We start from the raw sequence: 25,181 nt of genomic DNA on the forward strand, positions 1-25,181 counted from the left end.
CGAGCGGTGCGATGCAGCGTGTAACAAGATAAGGGCTATTGCCGAAAACGCAGCAGTGGGCCCTCAGACCGGCAGAGTGATACCAAACGTATTGCCGCCGTGTTCGCTGCGCACGAATACATCCCCGCCGTGCATCAACGCAATTGCCTTGACGATGGCCAGGCCCAAGCCATGATTGGCCCCGCTGTTGCTGCGCGAAGCGTCCACGCGATAGAAGCGTTCGAACAGCCGTGGCAGGTGCTCAAGGGCAATCGCTTCGCCGGGGTTGGTCACGCCGATGGTCACTTGCTGCTCGTTCACTTCAATGTTTACGTTGATTGCCTGCCCTGGCGCGGTGTGCTGCACCGCATTGCTCAGCAGATTGATCAGGGCGCGGCGCAAATGGGCTTTTTCGATCTGCACCCTGGCATCACCCTGGACCTGCACGTGCACCTGGGCGTCTTCGAGAATGAAATCCAGATAGTCGAGGGTGGTTGCCACTTCATCGGCCAGCGAGCTTTCGATCAGCTTGGTGGCCTTGCTGCCCTGGTCGGCGCTGGCGAGGAACAGCATGTCGTTGATGATCGAGCGCAGCCGCTCCAGCTCTTCCAGATTGGATTCGAGCACCTCGAGATAATGCTCGGCCGAGCGTCCACGGGTGAGCGCCACCTGGGTCTGGCCGATGAGGTTGGTCAGCGGCGAGCGCAGTTCATGGGCCACGTCGGCATTGAACGATTCCAGGCGAGAGTAGGCCTGCTCGACGCGGTCGAGGGTGGCGTTGAACGAGTTGACGAATTGCCTGAGTTCCGGCGGCAACGGTGACAGCTGCAGGCGCCCGGAGAGCTTTGGCGGGGCGAGTTTCTGCGCTTCCTGCGAGAGTTTTTCCAGCGGCTTGAGGCCAATGCGCGAGACCCAGAAGCCCAGCAGCGCCGCCAGCACCACGCCGACAAAGGCCAGGCCGATCAGGGCCATCAGCAGATGGTGTTGCGTGGCGCGGAAATTCTCGGTGTCGATGGCAATCATAAAACGCAGCGGCGGGCGTTGCTCCTTCGCCGCAAACTGGCTCACCAGCACCTTGAACGGATAATCGTGGCCGGGCAGGTGCAAGTCGCGTTTTCCGGTGGCGCCCTGGGCAAACGCTCGGATCTGCGCGTCAGGCTCACCGTATTCGTAGCTTGGGTCACTGCTGACCACCCAGAAGCGGATACGCTTGTCTTCCTCGCCCAACAGTTTGAGCTTGGCTTTGATCTTCACCCAATGCTCCGGCGTACCGAAGCGATTTACCGAGGACTCCAGCACGCTGTAGCGCGCATCCAGTTCCGCCCCCGGCAACAGGCCCAGGCCCCGGTCCACCTGCTGGTACAGGGCGCCGCCGATCAACACAAAGATCAACAGCGCCACCAGGGTGAACATGCCGCTCAGGCGCAGCGCAATGGAGTTAGCCGACACTGCGGTTCTCCAGCACATAGCCCATGCCACGGATGGTGTGCAGCAGTTTGTGTTCGAAGGGCCCGTCGAGCTTGGCGCGCAGGCGTTTGATCGCCACTTCGACGACGTTGGCGTCGCTGTCGAAATTAATGTCCCAGACCATCTCTGCAATCGCCGTCTTGGAAAGGATTTCACCCTGGCGCCGCGCCAACACGCTGAGCAGCGAGAACTCCTTGGCGGTCAGGTCCAGGCGTACGTTGTTGCGGCTGGCCTTGCGGCTGATCAAATCGATCCACAGGTCGGCCACGGTGACCTGGACTGGCTCATGGCCGCCGCTGCGGCGGGTCAGGGCCTGCAGGCGCGCTACCAGCTCCAGGAACGAAAACGGTTTGCCGAGGTAATCGTCGGCGCCTTCGCGAAGGCCGCGAATGCGGTCTTCCACGCGCTCGCGAGCGGTGAGCATGATCACGGGGGTCTGCTTGCGTGCACGTATCGCACGCAGCACGCCGAAGCCGTCTAGGCCGGGGAGCATCACATCGAGCACGATCACCGCGTAGTCGTTCTCCAGCGCCAGGTGCAGGCCCTCGATGCCCTCGCGGGCCACGTCGACGGTGTAGCCTTGTTCTGTCAGGCCGCGGTGCAGGTAGTCCGCGGTTTTTTCTTCATCTTCAACAATCAGTACGCGCATGAGCCTTTTGCTCCAGGGCGGTGCCTTGGCCTCAGTGTGTGGTCGCCAGCGTGGCGGCGGGTTTGGGCCGGTGAAAAAATTTCTCGAGGTACAAGTATATGACCGGTGTGGTGAACAGCGTCAGCGCCTGGCTCACCAGCAGCCCACCGACCACTGCAATGCCCAGCGGCTGGCGCATTTCTGCGCCGGGGCCGGCACCGAGCATCAGCGGCACCGCGCCGAGCAGCGCGGCGAGGGTGGTCATGATGATCGGCCGGAACCGCGTCACGCAGGCTTCATAAATTGCTTCTTCGGGCGGTAAGCCGCGTACGCGCTGAGCTTCCAGGGCGAAGTCGATCATCAGAATGCCGTTTTTCTTGACGATGCCGATCAGCAGCACCAAGCCGATCAGCGCCATGATCGAGAAGTCCTGGCCCATCAGGGTCAGCATGATCAGTGCGCCCAAGCCCGCCGACGGCAAGGTGGAAATAATCGTCAGCGGGTGCACGAAGCTTTCGTACAGCACACCCAGAATGATGTAGACCGCCACCAGCGCCGCGAGGATCAACCACGGCTGGCTGGCCAAGGAGCTTTGGAACGCCTGGGCCGCGCCCTGGAAGTTGCCGATGATGGTAGTAGGCATGCCGATTTCGTTCTTGGCCTGATTGAGCATGATCACCGCATCGCCCAACGCCACGCCAGGCGCCAGGTTGAACGACAGGTTGGCGGCGGGGAACATCCCATCGTGGCTGATGGACAATGGCCCCACGCTCGGCGGATCGACCTTGGCCAAGGCCGACAGCGGCACCATCTCATTGGTCAACGGCGAACGCAGGTAGAAGTAGTTCAGGCTTTCGGCCTTGCCGCGCTGCCGGGTGTCGAGTTCCAGCACCACCTGGTACTGGTTGATCTCGGTCTGAAATTCGTTGATCTGGCGTTGGCCGAAGGCGTCGTACAGCGCCTGGTCGACATCGGTGGCGGTCAGGCCGAAACGTGCCGCCGCCTGGCGGTCGATGCTGATGTGGGTGATGCTGCCGCCCAGTTGCAGGTCGTTGGACAGGTCGCGAAACGCCGGGTTGGTGCGCAGTTTTTCGGTGAGGCGCTGGGTCCAGGTGTTCAGCGTCGGGCCGTCGTTGCTCTTGAGCACGTATTGATACTGTGCACGGCTGGGGCCGGAGCTGAGGTTGATGTCCTGGCCGGCGCGCAGGTACAGCACGATACCGGGCACCTTCGCCAGTTTCGGGCGGATACGGTCGATAAACTGGCTGGCCGACACATCGCGATCGCCACGATCTTTGAGGGCGATCCAAAAACGCCCGTTGGCGATGGTCTGGTTGCTGCCGGTCACGCCCACCGAGTGGGAAAACGCCTGCACCGCCGGGTCGTCCTTAATGATCTCGGCCAGCGCCTTGTGCTTGGCGACCATGTCCGGGAACGACACGTCGGCCGCCGCTTCGCTGGTGCCAAGCACAAAACCGGTGTCCTGCACCGGGAAGAACCCCTTGGGAATAAACACATAGCCGACCACGGCCAGGGCCAGGGTCACGATAAAAATCGCCGCCATGCTGCGTTGATGGGCCAGCGCACGGCGCAGGTTGCGTGCATAACCGGCCAGCAGGCGGTCGCTGAAACCGGGCTTGTCGTGGGCCGGGTGCGTGGGCGCGCGCATAAACAGCGCGGCCAGGGTCGGTGCCAGTGTCAGCGACACCACCACCGAAATCAGGATGGTCGAGGTCGCCGTCAGCGCAAATTCCTTGAACAGACGCCCGACCACGCCGCCCATGAACAGCAGCGGAATAAACGCCGCCACCAGCGAGAAGCTGATGGACACCACGGTAAATCCAATCTCGCTGGCCCCCTTGATCGCGGCTTCGTGTTTGTCGAGCCCCGCTTCCAGGTGTCGATGGATGTTCTCCACCACCACGATGGCATCGTCCACCACGAAGCCGACGGCGATCACGATCGCCACCAGGGTCAGGTTGTTCAGGCTGAAGCCCATCACGTACATCAGCGCAAAACTGGCGATCAGCGACACCCCCAGCACGCTGGACACGATCAGCGTCGCCGACAGCTGGCGCAAGAACAGCGCCATGACCGCCACCACCAGCAAAATCGCGATCAGCAGCGTCACTTCCACCTCATGCAGGGAGGCGCGAATGGTCTTGGTGCGGTCGCTCAGCACACTGACCTGCACCGAGGCCGGCAGCATGCCTTGCAGCCTCGGCAGTTCGGCTTGAATGCGGTCGACGGTCTCGACGATATTTGCGCCGGGCTGGCGCGAAATCACCAGGTTGACCCCCGGTGTGTCGCCGGACCAGGCCTGCACGTAGGCGTTTTCCGAGCCGTTGACGACTTTGGCGATATCACGCAGTTGAACCGGTGCACCGTCCTTGTAGGACACAATCAGTTGGGCATAGTCCTCGGGGTGAAACAGCTGATCGTTGGTCGACAGGGTCGACACGCTGTTTTCACCATAGATCGCACCCTTGGCCAGGTTGAGGCTCGATTGCTGGATGGCCAGGCGCACATCGGCGAGGGTCAGGCCGATGGCCGCGAGCTTGTCGGGTGAGGCCTGCACCCGGATGGCCGGGCGTTGCTGGCCGGTGATGTTGATCTGGCCAACGCCGTCGATCTGGCTGATCTGCCGCGCGAGCAGGGTTTCCACATAGTCGCTCAGCTCGGTGCCGGGCATGCTGTCGGAACTGACGCTGAGGATCAGCACCGGGCTGTCCGCCGGGTTGACCTTCTTCCAGGTCGGCAGGCTGGGCATGTCGCCGGGCAGCTTGCCGGACGCTGTGTTGATCGCCGCCTGCACTTCTTGCGCGGCGGTGTCGATGCTCTTGTCGAGGGTGAATTGCAGCGTCAGGAGGCTGGAGCCCAGGGCACTGCTGGAGGTCATCTGGGTCATGCCGGGGATGGCGCTGAACTGCACCTCAAGCGGCGTGGCCACCGATGAGGCCATGGTGTCGGGGCTCGCGCCGGGCAGGGCGGCGCTGACTTGGATCGTGGGAAATTCCGCTTCCGGCAGTGGCGCGATGGCCAGGCGCGGGAAGGCAATGATTCCGAGCAGTACCAGCGCGAACGTCAGCAACAACGTCGCGACCGGGTGGTCGATGCACCAGGCTGACGGCGAACGGCTCATGGCTGCACCTTGGCATCGACGGTCTGGATCACTTGGGGCGGCTCTTTGAGCACCTCCACCTGCGCGCCGGCCTTGAGTCGTGACTGGCCGTCACTGACCAGCACATCCCCGGCCTGCACGCCTTTGATAATGCTCGCGTCGCTGTCCTGGTAGGTGACTTGTACCGGCACGACCTCAACTTTGTCACCGTTGACCCGGTACACGAAGTGCGAATCCAGCCCACGTTGCACCACCGTTGGCGGTACCACCAGAGCGTTTTTGTCGAGGGCGGTCTGGATCTTGATGGTCACCAGTTGCCCGGGCCACAGGCGTTGCGAGGCGTTAGTGAACTCGGCCTTGGCGCGCAGGGTGCCGGTGGTGGAGCTGATCTGGTTGTCGATCAGGCTCAAGTGGCCTGCGCCGAGCAGGTCGCCGGTCTGGCCGTCGGTGTCGGCGCCCAGGTAGGCATCGACGCTGGCGCGGGCGGGCGCGGCGATCAGGCGTTGCAGCGTAGGTAGCATTTGCTGCGGCAGGGCGAACTCGACGGCGATCGGGTCGATCTGGGTCACGGAGAACAGGCCCTGAGCATCGCTGGCACGCAGGAAGTTGCCCTCATCCACGTTGCGAATACCGACGCGACCGCTGACGGGCGAACGAATCTGAGTGTAGGAAAGCTGTACCTGAGCCGAATCGATTGCGGCCTGGTTGCCCTGGACGGTGGCCTTGAGCTGATTGACCAAGGCTTGCTGTTGATCGTAGGTCTGCTTGGAAACGCCGTCGTCGACGCTCAGTTCCTTGTAGCGCTTGAGGTTGACCAGTGCCACCTGCAGTTGCGCCTGGCTCTCGCCCAGTTGTGCCTTGGCCTGGTCGAGGCTGGCGCGGATCGAGCGATCATCGATGCTGGCCAGCAGGTCGCCGGCCTTAACCAACTGGCCTTCCTTGACCCGCAGTTGGGTGAGAATGCCGTCGACTTGCGGGCGAATCACCACGCTGTGCAGCGACAGTACCGTGCCGATGCCACTGACGAACCGCGGGATGTCCTGCTGCGCCACGCTCACCACTCGCACCGGAATCGCGGTGGGTGCCGCCAGTTTGGCTTTGGCTGGGCGGGTCAGCGCCCACGCCGCAACAGCCACTACTACGAGGACACCCACGATCAGGGCGATTTTTCGTTGAATCTGCATGGGTGAGACGCCGGGACAAGGGAAGGGGAGAGTGAACGATCTTTATAGCGCTGCAACCCGGTCACCACGGTGACCGCAAACTGACAGCGCTGTCAGCAAGCGCCGACGATTCCTACGGGCGGTGGTTAAAGATCCGAAGCTCGCAGGTATACTGCGCGCCAGTGCGGCCCGCAAGTCGGGCCCGCCTCATTTTTTGCACGCTTCGGAGCTTCCATGACTTCCCCGACACAACCCCCTGTTGACGCGGCCGACCTCGTCGATCCGGCCAGCGCCGACAGCGTTGAAAAAGCCGAGATCCCTGCGTTCAAGTTTCCGTTCAAGCCGGGTGAACTGGCCGGCGCCAAAAATGCAGCTCAGCCTTGGTACAAGAACGGCGCGAAAAACGGCCACACCAAGTCGCCGGGCATGGCTCCACCGGGTACCCGCCGCTCCATGGGTAAACGCTGAGGTTAAACAGCCTTGCGCTGCGTCGGCTATTGCCTACAACGCCCGCTGAGATTTCTGATTGTAGGTCTACGTCCGTTTCTTGAAAGCTTGCACAGCCTTTGCAGCACCCCCCCCCCCACGGTTTACCGCGCAGGGTGTGGTGAGGCTGCACTTTCCGGAAAAGGACGTTTCCCGTGGCCCAGATACACATCTGTGCAGTGCTTGCGCTGTTGCTCTCCATGGATGCCGTGGCAGCCGGTGATCCACACCGGCACGAAATCCGTTTTGGCGTTGCTGCGCAATTCCCCCCCTTCCAGAGTCGCAACCCACAAGGGCAGTTGGTAGGCCTGAACATCGAATTGGGTAATGCCCTGTGCGATCAGTTGAATGTGCGCTGTATCTGGGTGGACCAGGTGATCGCCGAAGACTTCCGCGCCCTGGAAGCCAGGCAATTCGACGCGATCATGGGCATGGCACCTACGTCGAAACGGCGTCAATGGGTGAGCTTCTCCGATAACCTTTATCCCTTCACCACGCGGCTGGTGGCCCGCAGGACCTCCGGCCTGTTGCCAGACGTAACGTCGCTCAAAGGTAAACGGGTTGGCGTGTTGCTGGGCAGCAACCGCGAAGCCTTCGCCCGCGTACACTGGGCAGCAAAGGGGGTGATCATCAAAAGTTTCTGGCTCAATGATGACCTGGTTCGCAGCCTGGTGGCGGGCGAGATCGACGCCACGTTGCAAGGCACCGTGGAAATTCGTGAAGCCCTGTTCGACACCCCGTACGGCGAGGATTTCGACTTCCTGGGGCCCGCCATTTCGGCGTCGCTGCTGGGCGATGGTGTGGCGATCGCGGTGCGCAAGACCGATACAGCCTTGCGCAATGTACTCAACCGAGCCCTTGAGCAACTTATCCACAATGGCGAGTACCAGCGGATTATCCTGCCCTACCGCCTGGACCCGTTGCCGATAGCTCCTTGATGACCAATCAACCGCGCGGCGTGGCCGGGTCTACCAGGTGATGTGCGCAGCCCCTTACGCCGCGCGCAGTGGGATAAACGCATAATTGGCCGGCACCTCGGTGGCAATCTGCGCCCCCGCATCCAGCACCTGCTCGGCGATATCCAGCCCCGACACATGGAACACCCACTCATGGGCTGCGCTCGGCTCCTCGATGGCCTGCTCAACCGCCTGGGCGAATGCGGCCATGTCCGGCAGGTAGGCGGTAAATCCATCGCCCTTGAGTGCTGTGGTGCGAATGCCCAGCAAGGCGCACGCCGCTTCTTTGATCTGCACATCGTCGCGGTCGGCCTGGCGCGAGTGGCGGATCAGTTCGGCCAGTTGCGGGTCCACCAACTCACCACCGATGATCAGCGCCGGGCCCTGTTCCCAGGATTCGGGCGGGCAGTCCTTCGCGCCGGGGTTGAGCGGGATGTGCGGGTTGATTTCCATCGGGTAGATGCGGCAGACCAACGGGCGACGCTCATAGATGCGGCAGCGGTTGTCTTCGTCAAGATTCCGGCAGCGCCCGGCGTTATAGGCGGCAAAGGTGATTGCCACAAATGCCTCGGTGCTGCCGCTGGGCACCACCACCGAACGCCGCTCGGCGTGCTCGCGTTGCTGCAAGGGCAAGCCCAGACCGTTGCCGAGAAACCCCTCCACCAGCACGATCACGTTACCGCCGTCCGCCGCCCACATACGGGCTTCGTCGAGGGTCAGGGGCACATGGTGGTCGGTGCAGCATTTGCCGCACCCGACGCAGGAAAAATGAGTATTCATGGCGGATCTGTTACCAGGCTAGGTCAGAGGGCACGCGGGAACGGTGACGGGTTTTTGCCTCTTCACACCGTTGCGGCTGTCATGAAAGCAAGTTATGCGCCAGTGCCTGTCAGCCGTCGCCGAGCACATCGCGCAGCACAAACACCATTCCCGCGCTTTCGTACAGCTGACGGGCGCGCAGGTTGCTCTCCAGTACCTTGAGGTCCACGCAGGGTTCGCCGCGCTGCTTGAACACCTGGAAACTGTGCAGCAATAACGCCCGGCCCAGCCCCTGGCCCTGGGCGCACGGGTGCACCGCGAGGTTCTTGATAAATGCGCTGGTCCAGCAGTGGGCCACGCCCAGAATGCCGTCGCCGTTGCTGGCCACCAGGCACAGCGTGGGGTCGAACTCGGCGTCGGTGACGAACTGGTGCCGCCAGGTTTCCAGGTTGGGCACGCGGCCGCCGCCCTGTTCCTGGGTCATGCGCAACACCGCGTGGATCGCTGGAGCCAGCTCGTCGCGGTAATGATCCAGGCACGTACCGGCCGGCCATTGCGGCGCAGGCAGGCTGCCGCGCAGGTCGCGGCGTAGCAGTTGGAAATACTCAGGCACCGCTTACAGGCCTTTTTCGGCGACCGATTTGGCGGCTACGACCAGGCACCGGGTGAGCTCCGGCGAGGAAAACTTGGTGAGTACCGCGTCGGCACCGGCCAGGCGCGCCTTTTCGCTGTTCATCGCGCTGTCCAGAGAGGTGTGCAGCAGCACGTAGAGGTTATTGAAGTCCGGGGTTTCGCGCAGGGTGCGGGTGAGGGCGTACCCGTCCATTTCGGACATTTCGATATCCGACACCACCACGTTGATCTGCGCGGCCGTTCCTTGCAGCTCCAGCAGCACGTCGATGGCCTCCTTGGCGCTGCGTGCGGTGTGGCAGGTCAGGCCGAGGTTGCGCAGTGTGTGCACCGACTGCTGCAGCGCCACCTGGCTGTCATCCACCACCAGAATCCGTGCGTTACCCAGGACTTCGGCCTCTTCCATGGTCAGGTCGGTCGGCGCTGCCTCAATCGGCGCCGGGGCGATGCCGTGGATAACTTTTTCGATGTCCAACACTTGCACCAGCCCGCCATCGACCTGGGTTACCCCGGTGATAAACGCGCGGTTGCCGCCGGAGCCGTAGGGGGGCGGGCGGATGTCGGTGGTCAGGCAATGCACGATTTTACTCACGGCCTGCACATGCAGGCCCTGCTTGGAACGGCTCACGTCGGTGACGATCAGGCAGCCGCCGTTGGGGTCTTCCAGGGGCATTTCCCCCAGGGCACGGCTCAGGTCGATCACCGACAACGAGGCACCGCGCAGGGTGGCGATGCCTTTGACGTGGGGGTGTGACTCAGGCAGCCGGGTCAGCGGCGGGCAGGGAATGATTTCGCTGACTTTCAGCAGGTTGATGGCCATCAGCTTGCCGCTACGCAAGGTAAAGAGCAGAAGCGAGAGTGAGTCTGCGCGGGCTTTGGTGGTGGACATAAAAACCTTCTGTGGATCCAGGGATGACGATCTTCTATGGAAGGTTATCGACGTGAGCGGCCCATGCTTTAGCCACATGGACCATTCAATTCAACCCTTCCACACCTGCGGGTTCACCAGGTCCTGCGGACGCTGGCCCAGCAGAGCGCTGCGCAGGTTGTCCAGGGCGCGGTTGGCCATGGCTTCACGGGTTTCGTGGGTGGCCGAGCCGATGTGCGGCAGGGTCACGGCATTGCTCAACTGGAACAGCGGCGACTCGGCCAGCGGCTCCTGCTCGTACACGTCCAGCCCGGCACCGCGAATGGTCTGGTTCTGCAGGGCCTGGATCAGCGCCGGCTCGTCCACCACCGGGCCACGGGAGATGTTGATCAGGATTGCGCTGGGTTTCATCAGCGCCAACTCGCGGGTGCTGATCAAATGACGGGTCTTGTCGCTCAATGGCACGACCAGACAGACGAAATCCGCCTCGGCCAGCAACTGGTCCAGGCTGCGAAACTGCGCGCCCAGCTCGTTTTCCAGTGCCACCTTGCGGCTGTTGCCGCTGTACAGGATCGGCATGTTGAAGCCCAGCCGGCCACGACGGGCCACGGCTGCGCCGATGTTGCCCATGCCGACAATGCCCAGGGTCTTGCCATGCACATCGCACCCAAACAACGGCGCGCCGACACTGGCTTTCCACTGGCCGGCCTTGGTCCAAGCGTCCAGCTCGGCAACGCGGCGGGCGCTGCTCATGAGCAGGGCGAAGGCCAGGTCGGCGGTGCTTTCGGTGAGCACATCAGGGGTGTTGGTCAGCATGATCCCGCGCTCGGTGAAGTACGGCACGTCATAGTTGTCGTAGCCCACCGACACGCTGGATACCACCTGCAGGTTGCTCGCGCCTTCGAGCTGCGCCCGGCCCAGCTTGCGACCCACGCCAATCAGGCCGTGGGCGTGGGGCAGGGCTTCGTTGAATTGGGCGTTGATGTCGCCAAGCTTGGGGTTGGGCGCGATCACCTCGAAGTCCTGTTGCAGGCGTTCGATCATGGGCGGGGTGATGCGGCTGAAGGCCAGGACAGTCTTTTTCATTGCAGGCGGGCTCATCGACTACGGAAGAATGCCAAGCACGCTAACATTCCTGATGGAGATTGTCAGGATCGCGCCGAACCACATTGATGTCTGTCGTTTGGTAGACATCAGTTCGACAGACGCACACCGCCCAGGCTGCCGCTCAACTCATACGCCGCCAACTCTGCCTGATGCGCCGCCAGAATCTCCGGCAATGAACCACGCAGGTATTCCACCCAGGTCTTGATCTTCGCATCCAGGTATTGGCGCGACGGGTAGATGGCGTACAGGTTGAGTTCCTGGGAACGATAGTTGGGCATCACGCGTACCAATGTGCCGTTGCGCAGGCCTTCGATGGCCGCGTACACCGGCAGCAGGCCGATACCCATGCCGCTGGTGATCGCGGTTTTCATCGCGTCCGCCGAATTCACCAGAAACGGTGAGGTGTTGATCGCCACGCTTTCCTGGCCTTCGGGGCCGTTGAAGGTCCACTTGTCCAACTGGATCACCGGGCTGACCAGGCGCAGGCAGGCGTGGTTGAGCAAATCATGGGGGCGATGGGCGCAGCCCTTGGCCTTGACGTAATCCGGCGAGGCACAGGCGATGCTGTAGGTAATGCCCAGGCGCTGGGACACAAACCCCGAGTCCGGCAATTCGCTGGCGAGCACGATGGACACGTCGTAGCCCTCGTCGAGCAGGTCCGGCACGCGATTGGCCAGGGTCAGGTCGAAGGTCACGTCCGGGTGGGTGCGGCGGTAGCGGGCGATGGCGTCGATGACAAAATGCTGGCCGATGCCGGTCATGGTGTGCACTTTCAATTGCCCGGCGGGGCGCGCATGCGCGTCGCTGGCTTCGGCCTCGGCTTCTTCGACGTAGGCAAGGATCTGTTCACAGCGCAGCAGGTAGCGTTTACCTGCTTCGGTGAGGGCAATACGCCGGGTGGTGCGGTTGAGCAAGCGGGTTTGCAGATGGGCTTCCAGATTGGAAACCGCGCGCGAGACGTTGGCCGTGGTGGTGTCCAGTTGCGCGGCGGCGGCGGTGAAGCTGCCGGCTTCGGCCACACAACTGAAGGCGCGCATGTTTTGCAAAGTGTCCATGGAGTGTTCTCAGGGGAGATGGCAAATTGTGACAGAAAGTTACGCCGACCAGTGATCCCTACCAATGGATTATCGCCCGAACGGTAACAAAGATTCACAGGAATGCCAGCTTATCGTCCTCCCTGACGCCGCCTAGAATTGCGCCACCTCCCGTGCATCACCCACCTCAGGAATTCGTTCGCCGTGCCGCGTCGCATCAGCAGAGAGCTGAAGACTCTCAGTGTTTGGGCTTTATCGTTAGCCATCAGCGGCTGTATCGGAACCGGAGGAATCGCCCCCCAAGGCCTGGCCCTCAATGCCAATAGCCTGGCCACCGACGAAGCCATCCAAAGCGCCGCCAGCGACGCCCATTGGCCCACCGCGCACTGGTGGCAAGCCTACGGCGACCCGCAACTTGACCGCTGGGTCGCGCTTGCCACCCGCGACAGCCCAGGCCTTGCCGTGGCCGCCGCGCGGGTGCGTGAGGCACGGGCCATCGCCGGGGTTGCCGAGTCGGCCGAGTCGTTGCAGATCAACAGTGATACCACGCTCAAGCGCCACAACTGGCCCAAGGATCAGTTCTACGGCCCTGGCGAGCTGAGCGGCGCCAACACCTGGGACAACAATTCGACCCTGGGCCTGAGCTATGCCCTCGACCTGTGGGGCCGCGAAAGCAACACCACCGAGCGTGCCGTCGACCTGGCCCATATGCGTGTCGCCGAAGCACGCCAGGCCCAGCTTGAATTGCAAAACAATGTGGTGCGCGCCTACATCCAGCTGTCGTTGCAGTACGCCAACCGCGATATCGTCGCGGCGACCCTGGCCCAGCAACAGCAGATTCTCGACCTGGCCAACAAACGCCTGAATGCCGGTATCGGTACCCATTTCGACGTGAGCCAGGCCGAAACGCCGCTGCCGGAAACCCATCGCCAACTGGACGCCCTCGACGAAGAAATCGCCCTGAGCCGCAACCAACTGGCTGCGTTGGCGGGCAAGGGACCGGGAGAGGGCGCGCAGTTGCGACGCCCGAGCCTGTCTCTGGCAACGCCACTGAAACTGCCGTCGACCCTGCCCGCGCAATTGCTCGGCCAGCGCCCGGACGTGGTTGCCAGCCGCTGGCAAGTGGCGGCCCAGGCACGCGGGATTGATGTGGCGCATGCCGGTTTCTACCCCAACGTCGATCTGGTCGGCAGCCTCGGCTACATGGCCACCGGCGGCGGCATGCTGGCGTTTCTGGCGGGGCGGAAATTCAATTACAGCGTCGGCCCGGCGATTACCTTGCCGATTTTCGACGGTGGGCGTCTGCGTGCCGAGTTGGGTGAAGCCAGCGCCGGTTATGACATCGCCGTGGCGCGCTACAACCAGACTCTGGTCAATGCGCTCAAGAGCCTCAGCGACCAGTTGATCCGCCGCGAGTCCATGGACAAGCAGCAAGGCTTCGCCGCGCAATCGGTGGCCTCGGCGCAAAAGACCTACGACATCGCGATGATCGCCTACCAGCGCGGCCTCACCGATTACCTCAATGTGCTCAACGCCCAGACCCTGCTGTTTCGCCAGCAACAGGTCGAGCAACAGGTTCAGGCCGCGCGCCTCAGCGCCCACGCCGAACTGGTCACCGCATTGGGCGGCGGCCTCGGCGCCGGCCAAGACGTTCCCCCGGACACCAAGACACTCCCTGGCAAAACCCCGGCGACTCTCGCCGTGTTCGATCACTGAGCAGGTTACGATGACTCCCTTGCCTGCACCGCTGCGTTGGCTGCATTCCCTTGAATGGCGCCGTGGCTTTTTCGACTGGGCGCGCAGTGACGGCGTGACCTGGGTGTACATCTTCAAGGTGCTGATCGCAGCGTTCCTCACCCTGTGGCTGGCCATGCGCCTGGAACTGCCGCAACCGCGCACCGCCATGATCACCGTGTTTATCGTGATGCAGCCACAGAGCGGACAGGTGTTCGCCAAGAGCTTTTATCGCTTCCTCGGCACCCTGGCGGGCTCGGCGGTGATGGTGTTGCTGATCGCCTTGTTTGCACAGAACACCGAGCTGTTCCTCGGCGCGCTGGCGATCTGGGTGGGCATTTGCACCGCCGGCGCGACGCGTAACCGTAACTTCCGCGCCTATGGCTTTGTGTTGGCGGGGTATACCGCGGCGATGGTGGGCTTGCCCGCGCTGGCGCATCCGGATGGCGCCTTTATGGCGGCGGTGTGGCGGGTGCTGGAAATCTCCCTGGGGATTATCTGCTCCACCCTGGTCAGCGCGGCGATTTTGCCGCAGACCTCCAGCGCCGCGATGCGCAACGCCTTGTACCAGCGCTTTGGTGTGTTCGCGCTGTTCGTCACGGACGGCTTGCGCGGGCGCAGCCAGCGTGAAGATTTTGAGGCCAGCAACGTGCGCTTTATTGCTGAAGCCGTCGGCCTGGAGGGGCTGCGCAGCCTCACGGTGTTTGAAGACCCGCACATGCGGCGGCGTAACGGGCGGCTCAGTCGCCTCAACAGCGAATTCATGAGCATCACCACGCGCTTCAACGCCTTGCACCAGTTGCTTGAACGCCTGCGCACCGATGCCGCCGATCATGTGGTTGCCGCAATCAAACCTGGCCTGCAAGACCTCGCCGAACTGCTCGACGGCTTCTCCGGCCGCGCCCTGACCAGCCCCGATGCGGCGTGCTTGGTCAACCAACTCAGCGCCTATAAGGACCGCTTGCCCGCCACGGTGCGCAGCCTGCGCACGGCGTTCCAGCAGGGCAACCCGAGCGACACCGAGCAGTTGGATTTTCATACGGCCTACGAACTGCTCTACCGCTTCGTCGACGACCTGCACAACTACGCGCAAACCCACGCCTCCCTGGCCGATCACACCCATGCGCGGGAAGACTGGGACGAGGCGTACACACCTAAAACCAACTGGCTGGCCTGCGCTGCGTCGGGCATTCGTGCCTCATTCATCCTGATCGTGCTCGGCAGTTACTGGGTGGCCACGGCCTGGCCCAGCGGCGCCACCATGACCCTGATTGCCGCCGCCACCGTCGGGCTGTCGGCCGCCACGCCCAACCCCAAGCGCATGGCGTTCCAGATGGCCTGCGGCACCTTGATCGGCGCGCTGGTAGGCTTTGTCGAGATGTTTTTCGTGTTCCCCTGGATCGACGGCTTCCCACTGCTGTGCGTGATGCTCGCGCCGGTGATCATCCTCGGGGCGTTCCTGGCTTCACGCCCGCAGTACGCCGGGGTCGGCGTGGGCCTGTTGATCTTCTTCAGCACCGGCTCGGTGCCGGACAACCTCACGGTCTACAACCCGTACACCTTTATCAACGACTACATCGCGATGATCATCGGCATGCTGGTGTGCGCGGCGGCCGGGGCGATCATCCTGCCGCCCAACAGCCGTTGGTTGTGGCGCCGGCTGGAGCAAGACCTGCGCGAGCAAGTGGTGTACGCGATCAGCGGCAAGCTCAAGGGCCTGACGTCGAGTTTCGAAAGCCGCACCCGTGACTTGCTGCACCAGGCCTATGGCCTCGCCGTGGGCCAGCCGCAAGTGCAACGCGACCTGCTGCGCTGGATGTTCGTGGTGCTGGAAGTCGGCCACGCGATCATCGAGTTGCGCAAGGAACAGGCGATCCTGCCGGTGCACCCGGCGTACGCCGACTCCCAGCCATGGCGCCAGGCAATCCGCGTGATGGGCCGCTCGTTGGTGCGGCTGTTCCTGCAACCCAGTGCCAGCAACCTGGAGCGGGGTTTGATCGCGGTCGATCATGCGATCAGTCGCGTGCAGGCCACCGACGAACCCTTCGCCCCGCACTTCGACACCTCGGCCCTGCGCCGGGTGAAAAGCTACCTGCACTTTATCCGCACCTCGCTGCTCGACCCGCAATCGCCGCTGGCGGCTCTCAAAGGATCCCCCCATGCCCCGTGAAATCGCGTTCCACGGCCTCTACATGCCCACGATGACGCTGATGTTTTTGATTGCCGCGGGACTGGCCTGGGCGCTGGACCGCTGCCTGGCCGGGTTCGACCTGTACCGTTTTTTCTGGCACCCGGCGTTGCTGCGCCTGAGCCTGTTCGTTTGCCTGTTCGGCGCCCTGGCGCTGACCGTCTACCGTTGAGACTGCCCCGATGAAAAAGTTTTTCAGCCTGCTCGCGACCTTGCTGGTATTGGCATTGGCGATCTGGATTGGCCGCACATTGTGGGTGCACTACATGGAGACGCCTTGGACCCGCGACGGCCGCGTGCGCGCCGACATCATCAACGTCGCCGCCGATGTCACCGGTGAAGTGGTCGAGGTGCCGGTGCGTGACAACCAGTTGGTAAAAAAAGGCGACCTGCTGATGCAGATCGACCCCGAGCACTACCGCATCGCCGTCAAGCAGGCGCAAGCGTTGGTGGCCTCACGCAAAGCCACATGGGAGATGCGCAAGGTCAATGCCCACCGCCGCGCCGACCTTGATGCGCTGGTGATCTCCAGGGAAAACCGCGACGACGCCAGCAACATCGCCGACGCGGCCCTGGCCGACTACCAGCACGCGCTGGCGCAGCTGGAAGCGGCTGAGCTGAATCTGAAACGCACGCAAGTGGTGGCGGCGGTGGACGGTTATGTCACCAACCTGAATGTGCATCGCGGCGACTATGCGCGTATCGGCGAAGCCAAGATGGCGGTAGTGGATATGAACTCGTTCTGGGTCTATGGCTACTTTGAAGAGACCAAGTTGCCCCATGTGAAGGTCGGCGATAAAGCCGATATGCAATTGATGAGCGGCGAGACCCTCAAAGGCCATGTGGAAAGCATCTCGCGCGGTATCTACGACGGTGATAACCCCGAGAGCCGCGAACTGATTGCCGATGTGAACCCGACCTTCAACTGGGTGAGATTGGCCCAGCGGGTGCCGGTGCGGATTCGTATCGATGAAGTGCCGGACGGGGTGTTGTTGGCGGCGGGGATTACTTGCACGGTGATCGTTGAGCAGACACGAAACTAAATTATGGGAGCTGGCAAGCGCCCACATTTTTTTGTTGATAGGCAGATCGGACTTTGTCTCAGATGAGGACTTAGGCTCTGATTTTTCGTCGACGCCTGACCCGCAACATACCGACGTAGCGGCGGTGGTTTCTTGTGTGGAGAAGGAACAACCAGAACAGCGCTTGAAATAAAGGAAACACTGCAAACATCGTCACTTGTTGGTTACCCAAATAGTCGGCCGCAAGCATAGCGTTCAACGCTGCGACGCCTACCAGGAGGGTAGGGCCGACACGAAACCCCGCCGCCACCAGCGTCATCCCAATGCAGATAACCAGTAGTAATAACAGAGCCGCCAAAACCGCATATTCGCTTGGCAGGTAATATATTCGGGTGTAATACGACAGGCTATGGGACAAGTTGCCGGAAGTACTGACGAGGCTCATTGATACCCCCATGCCCACCGTGAACGCAAAACGTCGGGTGTAATAACGTAAGGTTCGGGGATCCTGGCCGCTGATAATGTCATTGTTCATGGTTGCCGAACTCCTCATAAAGGCCAATAACGACAGAGTTGATGTTTCCGGACAGGCCGCTGCCAGTGACCGTCAGAGCGGAGCCCACTTGATCAGCTAATTGAATGAACAGGTCCTGACGTAATTGGGCATTGCTGAAGCGCTTGGGGAGTGTTCCTGCCAACTGCTTTAACCGGATCATTTCGCGAGGATGACGAGGGTTCTGCAAACGTAGAACTTCGTTTGTCAGCTTTGCACGCTCCTGGCGGCTCATGTGCCTCAATATGTCGGTCAGGTTGCGGCCTGACGTATTTTTGATAGCCATGACAGTTTTTATCGTGACAAACGTCGTACTGCCCGCGCCTACCAGTGAAATGCCATCCAAGGCTACGGTCATTGCCTGATACCAACCAAGGCTGTCGTAATAATCGTTTTCAGCGGGGTCGCTCAGTTCCTTGTAGGTTCGCCATACGCCGTTGCCACATTGCAAAGCACTGGCGGCTGCCGCTGTGTACGCAATGTAAGTAACTGCAAGGCTGGAACCTGCACTGAGCGGCGCTGACGCGATGCCTGCCTTGGCGACGATAATGCCAATCACAGCTCCACCACATGCCAGCGTCATGCCCGCTGCCTCGCGCCATAGCTGCGACTCACGTGGCAAGTTCGCTATCCACTGCGCGTATTCGTCGGCGGTCATCATTGGTCCCGCCACCTCCCGCAGAATCACCCGCTTGGGCCTGATACTGCACAGCGGCACAAACTCACGCAGCACCGTCACCTGGTAATCACTGCCGATATGCACCACACCGGCCCCGACGATGGCCGGGTCGGCGTCAATAGTTCGATATAGTTTGGGCAGGTCCAGCAGACCGGTCAGTCGCTGGCGGGTTGTAGTGTGCGCGTCCGGCACACCGCTACGCAGGAAATCGCTTGGCATCCTTTCACCTGTGAATCGACAGAGGTGAAAGAGCTTGAGGGTAGTCTGCTTATAATGATGTCAGGCTGTTCGCTGTTTTCTGTAGGACCTGGCCGGATGCAAACTAAAGTGTGAGAGTCAGGCCTTGATAAAAGTCTCATGCAAATGTCGCCACAACAGCGCGCCACTGGCCTGCTTTTCAAACACCACCGTGGCCCGCCGATCCGTCTGTGTACCGCTGTCATCTATCTGACGTTCGCGGTAAGTCACCGTGGCTCCACGCGCATGCCGGTCAATCCCGGCCATTTCACTCAAGGTGATCTTCAATCCCGGCCGCATGCCACCCAGGCGCGTGAACAGCGCTTTGACCCCGGCCGCATTCACTCGCGTGCCGGTGGCGGGGGCGACCATGCTGAACTCGGGCGAAAAGCGCGCCAGCAAATGTTGCAGAGTGCCTTCAGGCGCAACGCCGGCAAACCATTGCTCGATCTCGATGTGGGTCTGGATTACTTCTTCGAAAAAGTCGGTGTAGTCGATCATTTACAAACTCCCATTCAAACCAAAACGTTTCTTCAACACCTTCTCCAGCAACCCCTTGGGCAACAACGCCGCCATCCACGGCAACGCCCGACTGCCATTGCCCGATCGCAACAGCCTTGGCGGCTGAGCCTGTTGCACGGCCTTGAGCACATCCGCTGCAAACTCGGTGGCCGGTGTCGGCTTGTCCTGGGAGGCTTGACTACGTGCGCGGATACCTTCGCGCAACGGCCACCACGGCGATTGCTCGTTGATCAACAATTCGGCCTGGGCTCCGGCGTTTTTCGCGAAGCTTGTATTAATGGCGCCGGGCTGGACTTCCATGACTCGAATCCCAAACGGCGCCAATTCCATGCGCAATGCGTCGCTCAACGCATGCACCGCCGCTTTGGAGGCGCAGTAGGCGCCGGCGAAGGGCGTGACCAAAACGCCGGACACGCTGCCTATATTCACCACCAGGCCTTTGCTGCGACGCAGTGCGGGAAAGAACGCCTGGGTCACGCCGACGATGGAAAACACGTTGGTCTCGAATTGGCGCTGCATCGCCTCGGTGCCGCCGTCGAGCAACGGGCCCATGGCGCCGTAGCCGGCGTTGTTGATCAGCACATCCAGCTCGCCCCATTGTTCGGCCAGGCGTTGCAGGGCGGTGTCGTCGTTGACGTCCAGCTGCACGGCGTTGAAGCCCGCGGCACTCAGGTCGGCAACGGCGTCCGGGCGGCGGGCGCTGGCCCATACCTCATAGCCCGCCCCCTTGAAGGCATCGGCCAAAGCGCGGCCGATGCCGCTGGAGCAACCGGTGATGAGTACGTTGGGCATGGATCAATCCTTTGTCAGTCCGCGAAACTGCCTTGCAGGTGCTCGGCACGAAATTCCAGGGTTTGCGGGCGGTAGCCGGGGCGCAGCGGTGGGGTGGGCAGACAGTCGTCCCAGGTGGCGCCGGCCTGCAACTCGCCGGGGCCGCGATAGCGGGGTGCGGCGTAGACGTTGTCGGCCAGGTTGACCGTGTCGCCCGGTGCATACGCGGCAACGCGCCAGCGCAGTTCGGTCAGCGGTACATCATTGCCGTTGTTCAGGGTCAGCTTCAGCGGGCGGTCGGCGGGGCATTCCTGCGGGGCGTAGGTGATTCGCAGCTCGAGGCGCGCCAGTTGCGAGGCTTCGCGGTTGTCCAGCCACACCACCCACACGGCCACTAAGCCCAGGCCCACGGCGGCAGCCAGCGACACCGGCAGTGCCTTGGCGGGGTAGCGCAGGAGGAGGATCAGCCAGGTGATGATCAGGAGAACGCCAAAGAACATGTGGGCTGCCTCAGGAATGGATCAGTCATCCTACTGTGGGGAAGACAGGTTGACTATCCGGCGTGCTTTCGGATGTCTTCGCGAGCAAGCCCGCTCCCCACCGTTTGACCGTATTCCATGGCTATACCCGGGCCAAATGTGGAAGGGGGCTTGCTCGCGAAGACTTACTTATTGAGCACAAGCACCTGCCTGCAAGCCTTCAATGGATGCCTCAACCAACGCCAACCCGGTTTCGGCCAATTGCAGGCTAGCCCAGTTCAGGTAGCTCAGGTGTTCGGTGCACAGGTCTTGAGCCGCCAGGGTGAGCACTCGGGCTGTGCCCAGTACATAACTGGCATGCTCCAGCGCATGTTCGATGGGGATGTCGGGTTGTACGGCAAACAGATTTTCTTCACTGCGGTCGCAGCGGCCGAACGTGGTGGGGCGGGTGGTTTGTTTGGACATGGTGAAACTCCTATGGAAATCGGAGCTGCCACGCATCGCCGTCAAACGAATGGGTGGCAACTGTACGCAGGTTGACGGACCGGTCATAGGAACCCGGCGCGCTCGAAAGCGCCCCACGCACAGTCGCCATAACGCTGTGTTGGTCCTATGAGTGTCCGAGGCCGTCAAACCTCATCACGAATAAGTCGTGACAGGCGCGAGGATAGGCAGGATGGGGGCAGGGGTCAATGATGACGGTTGCACCACGATCGTTCCCACGCTCCGCGTGGGAATGCATCCCGTGACGCTCCGCGTCACCAGTGCACAGGACGTGAATCGGGACGCAAAGCGCCCCGGGCGGCATTCCCACGCAGAGCGTGGGAACGATCAGCCCCTACCCAACCCACTGCGCATAGGGGACGCAGTGGGCTGCCCGATAGTTTTCACCGACACGTCACGTTCAACCGGCGTGGAGCGACCGTAGATATGTCGATCGTTCCCACGCTCCGCGTGGGAATGCATCCCGTGACGCTCCGCGTCACCAGTGCACAGGACGTGAATCGGGACGCGGAGCGTCCCAGGCGGCATTCCCACGCAGAGCGTGGGAACGATCAGCCCCTACCCAACCCACTGCGGATAGGGGACGCAGTGGGCTGGGTGAGGGCTTCTTGTACGACTGTTTTACTGCGCGATAGTTTTCACCGACACGCCACGTTCAACCGGGGTGGAGCGACCGTAGATATGTCGATCGTTCCCACGCTCCGCGTGGGAATGCATCCCGTGACGCTCCGCGTCACCAGTGCACAGGACGTGAATCGGGACGCAAAGCGTCCCGGGCGGCATTCCCACGCAGAGCGCGGGAACGATCAGCCCCCACCCAACCCACTGCGGATAGGGGACGCAGTGGGCTGGGTGAGGGCTTCTTGTACGACTGTTTACTGCGCGATAGTTTTCACCGACACGCCACGTTCAACCGGCGTGGAGCGACCGTAGATATCTTCAAAACGCTCGATATCGTCTTCGCCCAGGTAGCTGCCCGATTGCACTTCGATGATCTCCAGCGGGATCTTGCCTGGGTTGCGCAGGCGGTGCACCGAGGCGATCGGGATGTAGGTGGACTGGTTCTCGGTGAGCAGGAACACGTTCTCGTCACAGGTGACTTCGGCGGTGCCGCTGACCACGATCCAGTGTTCGGCGCGGTGGTGGTGCATTTGCAGGGACAGGCACGCGCCCGGCTTGACCGAGATGTGCTTGACCTGGAAGCGCCCGCCCATGTCCACCGAATCGTAGGAACCCCACGGACGATAGACTTCACAGTGGTTCTGGGTCTCGCTGCGGCCCTGTTCGTTGAGGGTGTTGACCATCTGCTTGACGCCCTGAACCTTGTCCTTGTGGGCAATCATCATCGCGTCTTTGGTTTCCACCACCACGATGTTGTCCAGGCCGATCACCGAGACCAGTTTGCCGTTGCCATGCACCATGCAGTTGCGGCTGTCCTGGATCACCACGTCGCCTTTGCTCACGTTGCCGTTGGCGTCTTTATCGTTGACGGCCCACAGCGACGCCCAGCAACCCACGTCGCTCCAACCGGCGCTCAGCGGTACGACGCAGGCACGTTGGGTTTTTTCCATCACGGCGTAGTCGATGGAGTTGTCCGGGCAGCAGGCGAACGTGGCGTCGTCGAAGGACACGGTGTCAGCCGTCTGCTCGCTGCGTTCCAGGGTCAGCACGCAGGTGTCGTAGATGTCCGGATCGTGCTTTTTCAGCTCTTCGAGGAAGCGGCTGGCACGGAACAGGAACATGCCGCTGTTCCAGAAATAGCCGCCGCTTTTGACGAACTCGACGGCGCGTTTTTCATCGGGTTTTTCCACGAACTGCTGCACGCGGCTCACGCCTTCAGGCAGCAGCGAATCGTTGGTGGACTTGATGTAGCCATAACCGGTTTCCGGACGGGTTGCCGGTACACCGAACAACACCATCTCGCCACGTTCGGCAGCCACGGTGGCCAGGGCCAACGCGCGTTGCAGGGCTTTTTGGTCGTCGATCACGTGGTCGGCAGGCAGCACCAGCATCAGCTCGTCGCGGCCTTCGTTGACCAGCATCATCGCGGTCAGGGCCACGGCCGGTGCGGTGTTGCGGCCGAACGGCTCCATCAGGATGCGTTGGCATTCGAGCTTACGCGCGCTCAACTGCTCGTTGACGATGAAGCGGTGATCCTTGTTGCAGACCACGATCGGGCTGTCCATGCCTTCAAATACCAAACGCTCCAGAGTTTGCTGGAACAGCGTGTGCTCACCGGTCAGGGCCAGGAATTGCTTGGGGAACTGTTTGCGCGAAAGCGGCCAAAGACGTGAGCCGCTACCACCGGAAAGGATGACTGGAATCATGAGTGTTTCTCCTTAAAAGATAGTTGGAAGCTGCAAGCCACACGCTGCAAGTAACAGCGCTTGGGGTGCAGCTTGAAGCTTGTCGCTCATTACTCGCGCGATCAGCGGGTCGACACTGGGCGTTTTACCCAGACTGGCGACAGGCTCGAACCGGAGCCTGTGACATACAGCACCGCCGCTTCGCCACGTTCCAACGCAACCGGCTTCACATCGCCGACTTTCTTGTCACCGTCATACAACGCCAGGCTCACTTTCACCGGGTTGATCTCACGTTCGCCACGGCCCTTGGCGGCCACCGACTTGACCACGTCGGTCTTGCCGTCGGCGGTCTTGAGGGTCAGGGCTTTGTCGCTGAGGTTCTGCACGCGTACCAGGGATTTCTGTTTGTTCTTGAACGGCGGTTCTTCGATCAGTTGCGGCTGACCGCTGCCGCTGTTGACCAGGGTGTAGTAGTGGTCGGCCGCGAGTTTGACCGGTACGGTCTGGCTGCCGACCTTGGCGCTATAGTCGCCGCCCGGCATAAAGCTGAAGTCGCTGCTGGCCAGGGGCGCAACCTCGCTGAGGTTGGTGTTGCCGACGGTGGCGCTGACTTCCTGGTTGCTGGCGTTATAGAGGCGCACGAAGCTCGAACCTTTTGGCGCGACAGGGCCGTACAGGGCGGCATCACCACCGGCGAAGGCTGACATCGATACGACGCTCAGGCCGGCAGCGATGGCCAGAGTCTTGGCGAGACGACGAGGAGTTGTAGTGAAAGTCATGTGAGTTACCTCTCTTTCAGTTTTGCGCCCGGTCGGGCGTCTCGGATTTCTGATTTTTAAAAGCAGGGGTGTTGATAGCCATGTTTTGTTGGCGCGAACCGGCTTGTTTAAGCTGCGCAACCCACGCGGGGTCGGCGTCACCGATTTCGTTGTTTACGGGCAGATAACGTTCAGGAAATTCCCAGATCAGCACTTGTGGCGGGTTGTTCTTGAAGTCGTCGCTTTTGAGGTAGCTGAGCATTGGCAGGATCGGGCCATGGCCGTCTTCGGCGTAGCTGATCACGTCGCTGCCCAGGGCTTGCTTGAGGGCGCCGACGAAGTTCCAGTTAGGGTTGGCGCTGTAGCTGGTACCGACCAGAGCCACCGGGGTTTCGCTGTCGCTGAACAGCGCATCGTCGCCTTTGGTTTCGGCCAGGTGCGTGACGCGCTTTTGCAGCGGCTCTTTGGGCGGCATCAGGTTTTCGAACAACGGGTCCAGGGGCAGGAACAGACGCAGGTCGCCTTTGTGCGGCTCGGTTTTTTCCGCCTCGGTGACAAAGCGCTGTGGCTCGCCGCTCAGGGGCGTCTGTTCGGCAATCGCTTTGGCCAATTGCTTGGCGGCGATTTCCGCACCGTCCGGGGTCCAGTGGGTGTCGGTGCGCAGGAACACTTGCTTGCCGGCGAGCTTGGCCTGTTGCAGCGGGCCGAGCAGGTCGGGGGCAGGGATGCGGTCTGCCGCCACACGGGCGTGGAAGTCCTGGTACAGGTTGGCGTGGATGCTCGCCGGTTTCACCTCACCCAGGTGCTCCGGGTACAGGCGCACTTTGGCCGGCACGATGGCCATCACCAACTGAATGCCTTGTGCCTTGAGCTTCTGACGCACACCTTCGACCAGCGCGTAGTTGCCTTGCAGGTTCTGGTCTTCGTTGACGGCGGGGTTGAATTCCTCGTCGCTGTACAACCAGTGATCACGGCCCAGCACGACGCCAGGGCGACCTTCATTGAACAGCTTGTAGTCCAGCGCCGCCCACAGGTTGGTGCCCAGGCGCTTGATCGGGAACTCATCGTCGTAGTGCGTTTCCACGGCCTTGGCCCAGCGACCGTTGAGCACGGTCGCATCGGCGTTGGTGCTGAAGCCAAAGAAACTGCGCAGCGACCAGGCGCCCAGGGCCAGCAGCAGCACCATGAACAGGCTGATATAGAGGACGCGTAATGAACGGGTCATGGTCG

General features: G+C 61.8%; 24 protein-coding genes. 6 read left to right on the top strand and 18 right to left on the bottom strand.

Going from position 1 to position 25,181, the window contains the following annotated elements:
* Positions 1 to 63: 63 nt before the first annotated feature.
* Genes KZX66_RS01305 through KZX66_RS01320 form a run of 4 tightly spaced genes read right to left on the bottom strand, consistent with a single transcriptional unit; the run spans position 64 to position 6,379 of the window.
* Positions 64 to 1,428, bottom strand: a complete 1,365-nt coding sequence (locus KZX66_RS01305) for a heavy metal sensor histidine kinase (RefSeq protein ID WP_248075383.1) — start codon at positions 1,426 to 1,428, stop codon at positions 64 to 66.
* Positions 1,418 to 2,095 carry a heavy metal response regulator transcription factor gene (locus tag KZX66_RS01310; protein ID WP_248075385.1) on the bottom strand — a complete coding sequence of 226 codons (678 nt, stop codon included), beginning with the start codon at positions 2,093 to 2,095 and terminating at the stop codon, positions 1,418 to 1,420. Before KZX66_RS01310 ends, KZX66_RS01305 begins: the two co-directional genes overlap by 11 nt.
* A 31-nt stretch (positions 2,096 to 2,126) precedes the next feature.
* On the bottom strand, positions 2,127 to 5,216 hold the full coding sequence (locus KZX66_RS01315; RefSeq protein WP_248075388.1) for a multidrug efflux RND transporter permease subunit: 3,090 nt from the start codon (positions 5,214 to 5,216) through the stop codon (positions 2,127 to 2,129).
* Positions 5,213 to 6,379 (bottom strand): efflux RND transporter periplasmic adaptor subunit, encoded by a 1,167-nt coding sequence (locus KZX66_RS01320; RefSeq protein ID WP_248075391.1) that lies wholly within the window; start codon positions 6,377 to 6,379, stop codon positions 5,213 to 5,215. The genes KZX66_RS01315 and KZX66_RS01320 overlap by 4 nt, the downstream gene beginning before the upstream one ends.
* Before the next feature lie 213 nt (positions 6,380 to 6,592).
* Between KZX66_RS01320 and KZX66_RS01325 the strand changes: the two genes are divergently transcribed.
* Both KZX66_RS01325 and KZX66_RS01330 read left to right on the top strand, forming a co-directional pair.
* Positions 6,593 to 6,826 carry a hypothetical protein gene (locus KZX66_RS01325; RefSeq protein ID WP_248075393.1) on the top strand — a complete coding sequence of 78 codons (234 nt, stop codon included), beginning with the start codon at positions 6,593 to 6,595 and terminating at the stop codon, positions 6,824 to 6,826.
* A gap of 173 nt (positions 6,827 to 6,999) precedes the next feature.
* Positions 7,000 to 7,782, top strand: a complete 783-nt coding sequence (locus KZX66_RS01330; protein WP_248075394.1) for a transporter substrate-binding domain-containing protein — start codon at positions 7,000 to 7,002, stop codon at positions 7,780 to 7,782.
* 54 nt (positions 7,783 to 7,836) lie between these two features.
* On the opposite strand, the gene KZX66_RS01335 is transcribed toward KZX66_RS01330, so the two are convergent.
* The 5 genes from KZX66_RS01335 to KZX66_RS01355 all read right to left on the bottom strand — a co-directional run bounded on the left by KZX66_RS01335 (position 7,837) and on the right by KZX66_RS01355 (position 12,219).
* Positions 7,837 to 8,580 carry a YkgJ family cysteine cluster protein gene (locus tag KZX66_RS01335; protein ID WP_248075400.1) on the bottom strand — a complete coding sequence of 248 codons (744 nt, stop codon included), beginning with the start codon at positions 8,578 to 8,580 and terminating at the stop codon, positions 7,837 to 7,839.
* A gap of 109 nt (positions 8,581 to 8,689) precedes the next feature.
* The gene (locus KZX66_RS01340; protein WP_248075404.1) at positions 8,690 to 9,172 is read right to left on the bottom strand and encodes a GNAT family N-acetyltransferase; all 483 of its coding nucleotides are present in this window, start codon (positions 9,170 to 9,172) and stop codon (positions 8,690 to 8,692) included.
* Between the two features lie 3 nt (positions 9,173 to 9,175).
* Complete coding sequence (locus KZX66_RS01345) at positions 9,176 to 10,078, bottom strand: chemotaxis protein (RefSeq protein WP_248075407.1); 903 nt, start codon at positions 10,076 to 10,078, stop codon at positions 9,176 to 9,178.
* 90 nt (positions 10,079 to 10,168) lie between these two features.
* Positions 10,169 to 11,143 carry a D-glycerate dehydrogenase gene (locus KZX66_RS01350; protein WP_248075410.1) on the bottom strand — a complete coding sequence of 325 codons (975 nt, stop codon included), beginning with the start codon at positions 11,141 to 11,143 and terminating at the stop codon, positions 10,169 to 10,171.
* A gap of 107 nt (positions 11,144 to 11,250) precedes the next feature.
* Positions 11,251 to 12,219 (bottom strand): LysR family transcriptional regulator, encoded by a 969-nt coding sequence (locus tag KZX66_RS01355; protein ID WP_248075412.1) that lies wholly within the window; start codon positions 12,217 to 12,219, stop codon positions 11,251 to 11,253.
* 183 nt (positions 12,220 to 12,402) lie between these two features.
* On the opposite strand from KZX66_RS01355, the gene KZX66_RS01360 reads away from it, so the two are divergent.
* From KZX66_RS01360 to KZX66_RS01375, 4 genes are read left to right on the top strand one after another with little or no spacing between them, the layout of a single operon-like run.
* The gene (locus KZX66_RS01360; RefSeq protein WP_248075413.1) at positions 12,403 to 13,914 is read left to right on the top strand and encodes an efflux transporter outer membrane subunit; all 1,512 of its coding nucleotides are present in this window, start codon (positions 12,403 to 12,405) and stop codon (positions 13,912 to 13,914) included.
* A 10-nt stretch (positions 13,915 to 13,924) separates the two neighbouring features.
* The gene (locus tag KZX66_RS01365) at positions 13,925 to 16,102 is read left to right on the top strand and encodes an FUSC family protein (protein WP_248075415.1); all 2,178 of its coding nucleotides are present in this window, start codon (positions 13,925 to 13,927) and stop codon (positions 16,100 to 16,102) included.
* Positions 16,092 to 16,292 carry a DUF1656 domain-containing protein gene (locus KZX66_RS01370; RefSeq protein ID WP_248075417.1) on the top strand — a complete coding sequence of 67 codons (201 nt, stop codon included), beginning with the start codon at positions 16,092 to 16,094 and terminating at the stop codon, positions 16,290 to 16,292. The genes KZX66_RS01365 and KZX66_RS01370 overlap by 11 nt, the downstream gene beginning before the upstream one ends.
* 10 nt (positions 16,293 to 16,302) lie before the next feature.
* A complete protein-coding gene (locus tag KZX66_RS01375) occupies positions 16,303 to 17,163 on the top strand; it encodes an HlyD family secretion protein (RefSeq protein ID WP_248075419.1) in 861 nt (286 codons plus the stop codon).
* 70 nt (positions 17,164 to 17,233) lie between these two features.
* Here the strand turns inward: KZX66_RS01375 and KZX66_RS01380 are convergent, their stop codons facing one another.
* The 9 genes from KZX66_RS01380 to KZX66_RS01420 form a co-directional block, all read right to left on the bottom strand.
* On the bottom strand, positions 17,234 to 17,677 hold the full coding sequence (locus tag KZX66_RS01380; protein ID WP_248075421.1) for a hypothetical protein: 444 nt from the start codon (positions 17,675 to 17,677) through the stop codon (positions 17,234 to 17,236).
* Positions 17,667 to 18,593 carry an NAD synthetase gene (locus KZX66_RS01385; RefSeq protein ID WP_248075424.1) on the bottom strand — a complete coding sequence of 309 codons (927 nt, stop codon included), beginning with the start codon at positions 18,591 to 18,593 and terminating at the stop codon, positions 17,667 to 17,669. Before KZX66_RS01385 ends, KZX66_RS01380 begins: the two co-directional genes overlap by 11 nt.
* Positions 18,594 to 18,710: 117 nt before the next feature.
* The gene (locus KZX66_RS01390) at positions 18,711 to 19,112 is read right to left on the bottom strand and encodes a DUF4440 domain-containing protein (RefSeq protein WP_248075425.1); all 402 of its coding nucleotides are present in this window, start codon (positions 19,110 to 19,112) and stop codon (positions 18,711 to 18,713) included.
* On the bottom strand, positions 19,113 to 19,925 hold the full coding sequence (locus KZX66_RS01395; protein ID WP_248075427.1) for an SDR family oxidoreductase: 813 nt from the start codon (positions 19,923 to 19,925) through the stop codon (positions 19,113 to 19,115).
* A gap of 14 nt (positions 19,926 to 19,939) precedes the next feature.
* Entirely contained in the window at positions 19,940 to 20,404 is a 465-nt protein-coding gene (locus KZX66_RS01400) for a multidrug transporter (RefSeq protein WP_248075429.1), read from the bottom strand.
* A 168-nt stretch (positions 20,405 to 20,572) separates the two neighbouring features.
* Entirely contained in the window at positions 20,573 to 20,848 is a 276-nt protein-coding gene (locus KZX66_RS01405) for a DUF3077 domain-containing protein (RefSeq protein ID WP_248075431.1), read from the bottom strand.
* Between the two features lie 914 nt (positions 20,849 to 21,762).
* Complete coding sequence (locus tag KZX66_RS01410) at positions 21,763 to 23,214, bottom strand: mannose-1-phosphate guanylyltransferase/mannose-6-phosphate isomerase (protein ID WP_248075433.1); 1,452 nt, start codon at positions 23,212 to 23,214, stop codon at positions 21,763 to 21,765.
* Between the two features lie 101 nt (positions 23,215 to 23,315).
* Positions 23,316 to 23,972, bottom strand: a complete 657-nt coding sequence (locus KZX66_RS01415) for an alginate O-acetyltransferase AlgF (protein ID WP_248075435.1) — start codon at positions 23,970 to 23,972, stop codon at positions 23,316 to 23,318.
* Positions 23,973 to 23,988: 16 nt separating this feature from the next.
* Entirely contained in the window at positions 23,989 to 25,176 is a 1,188-nt protein-coding gene (locus tag KZX66_RS01420; protein ID WP_248075437.1) for an alginate O-acetyltransferase, read from the bottom strand.
* Positions 25,177 to 25,181: the final 5 nt, after the last annotated feature.

The organism is Pseudomonas sp. EYE_354, from assembly GCF_023148575.1.
Taxonomy (GTDB): domain Bacteria; phylum Pseudomonadota; class Gammaproteobacteria; order Pseudomonadales; family Pseudomonadaceae; genus Aquipseudomonas.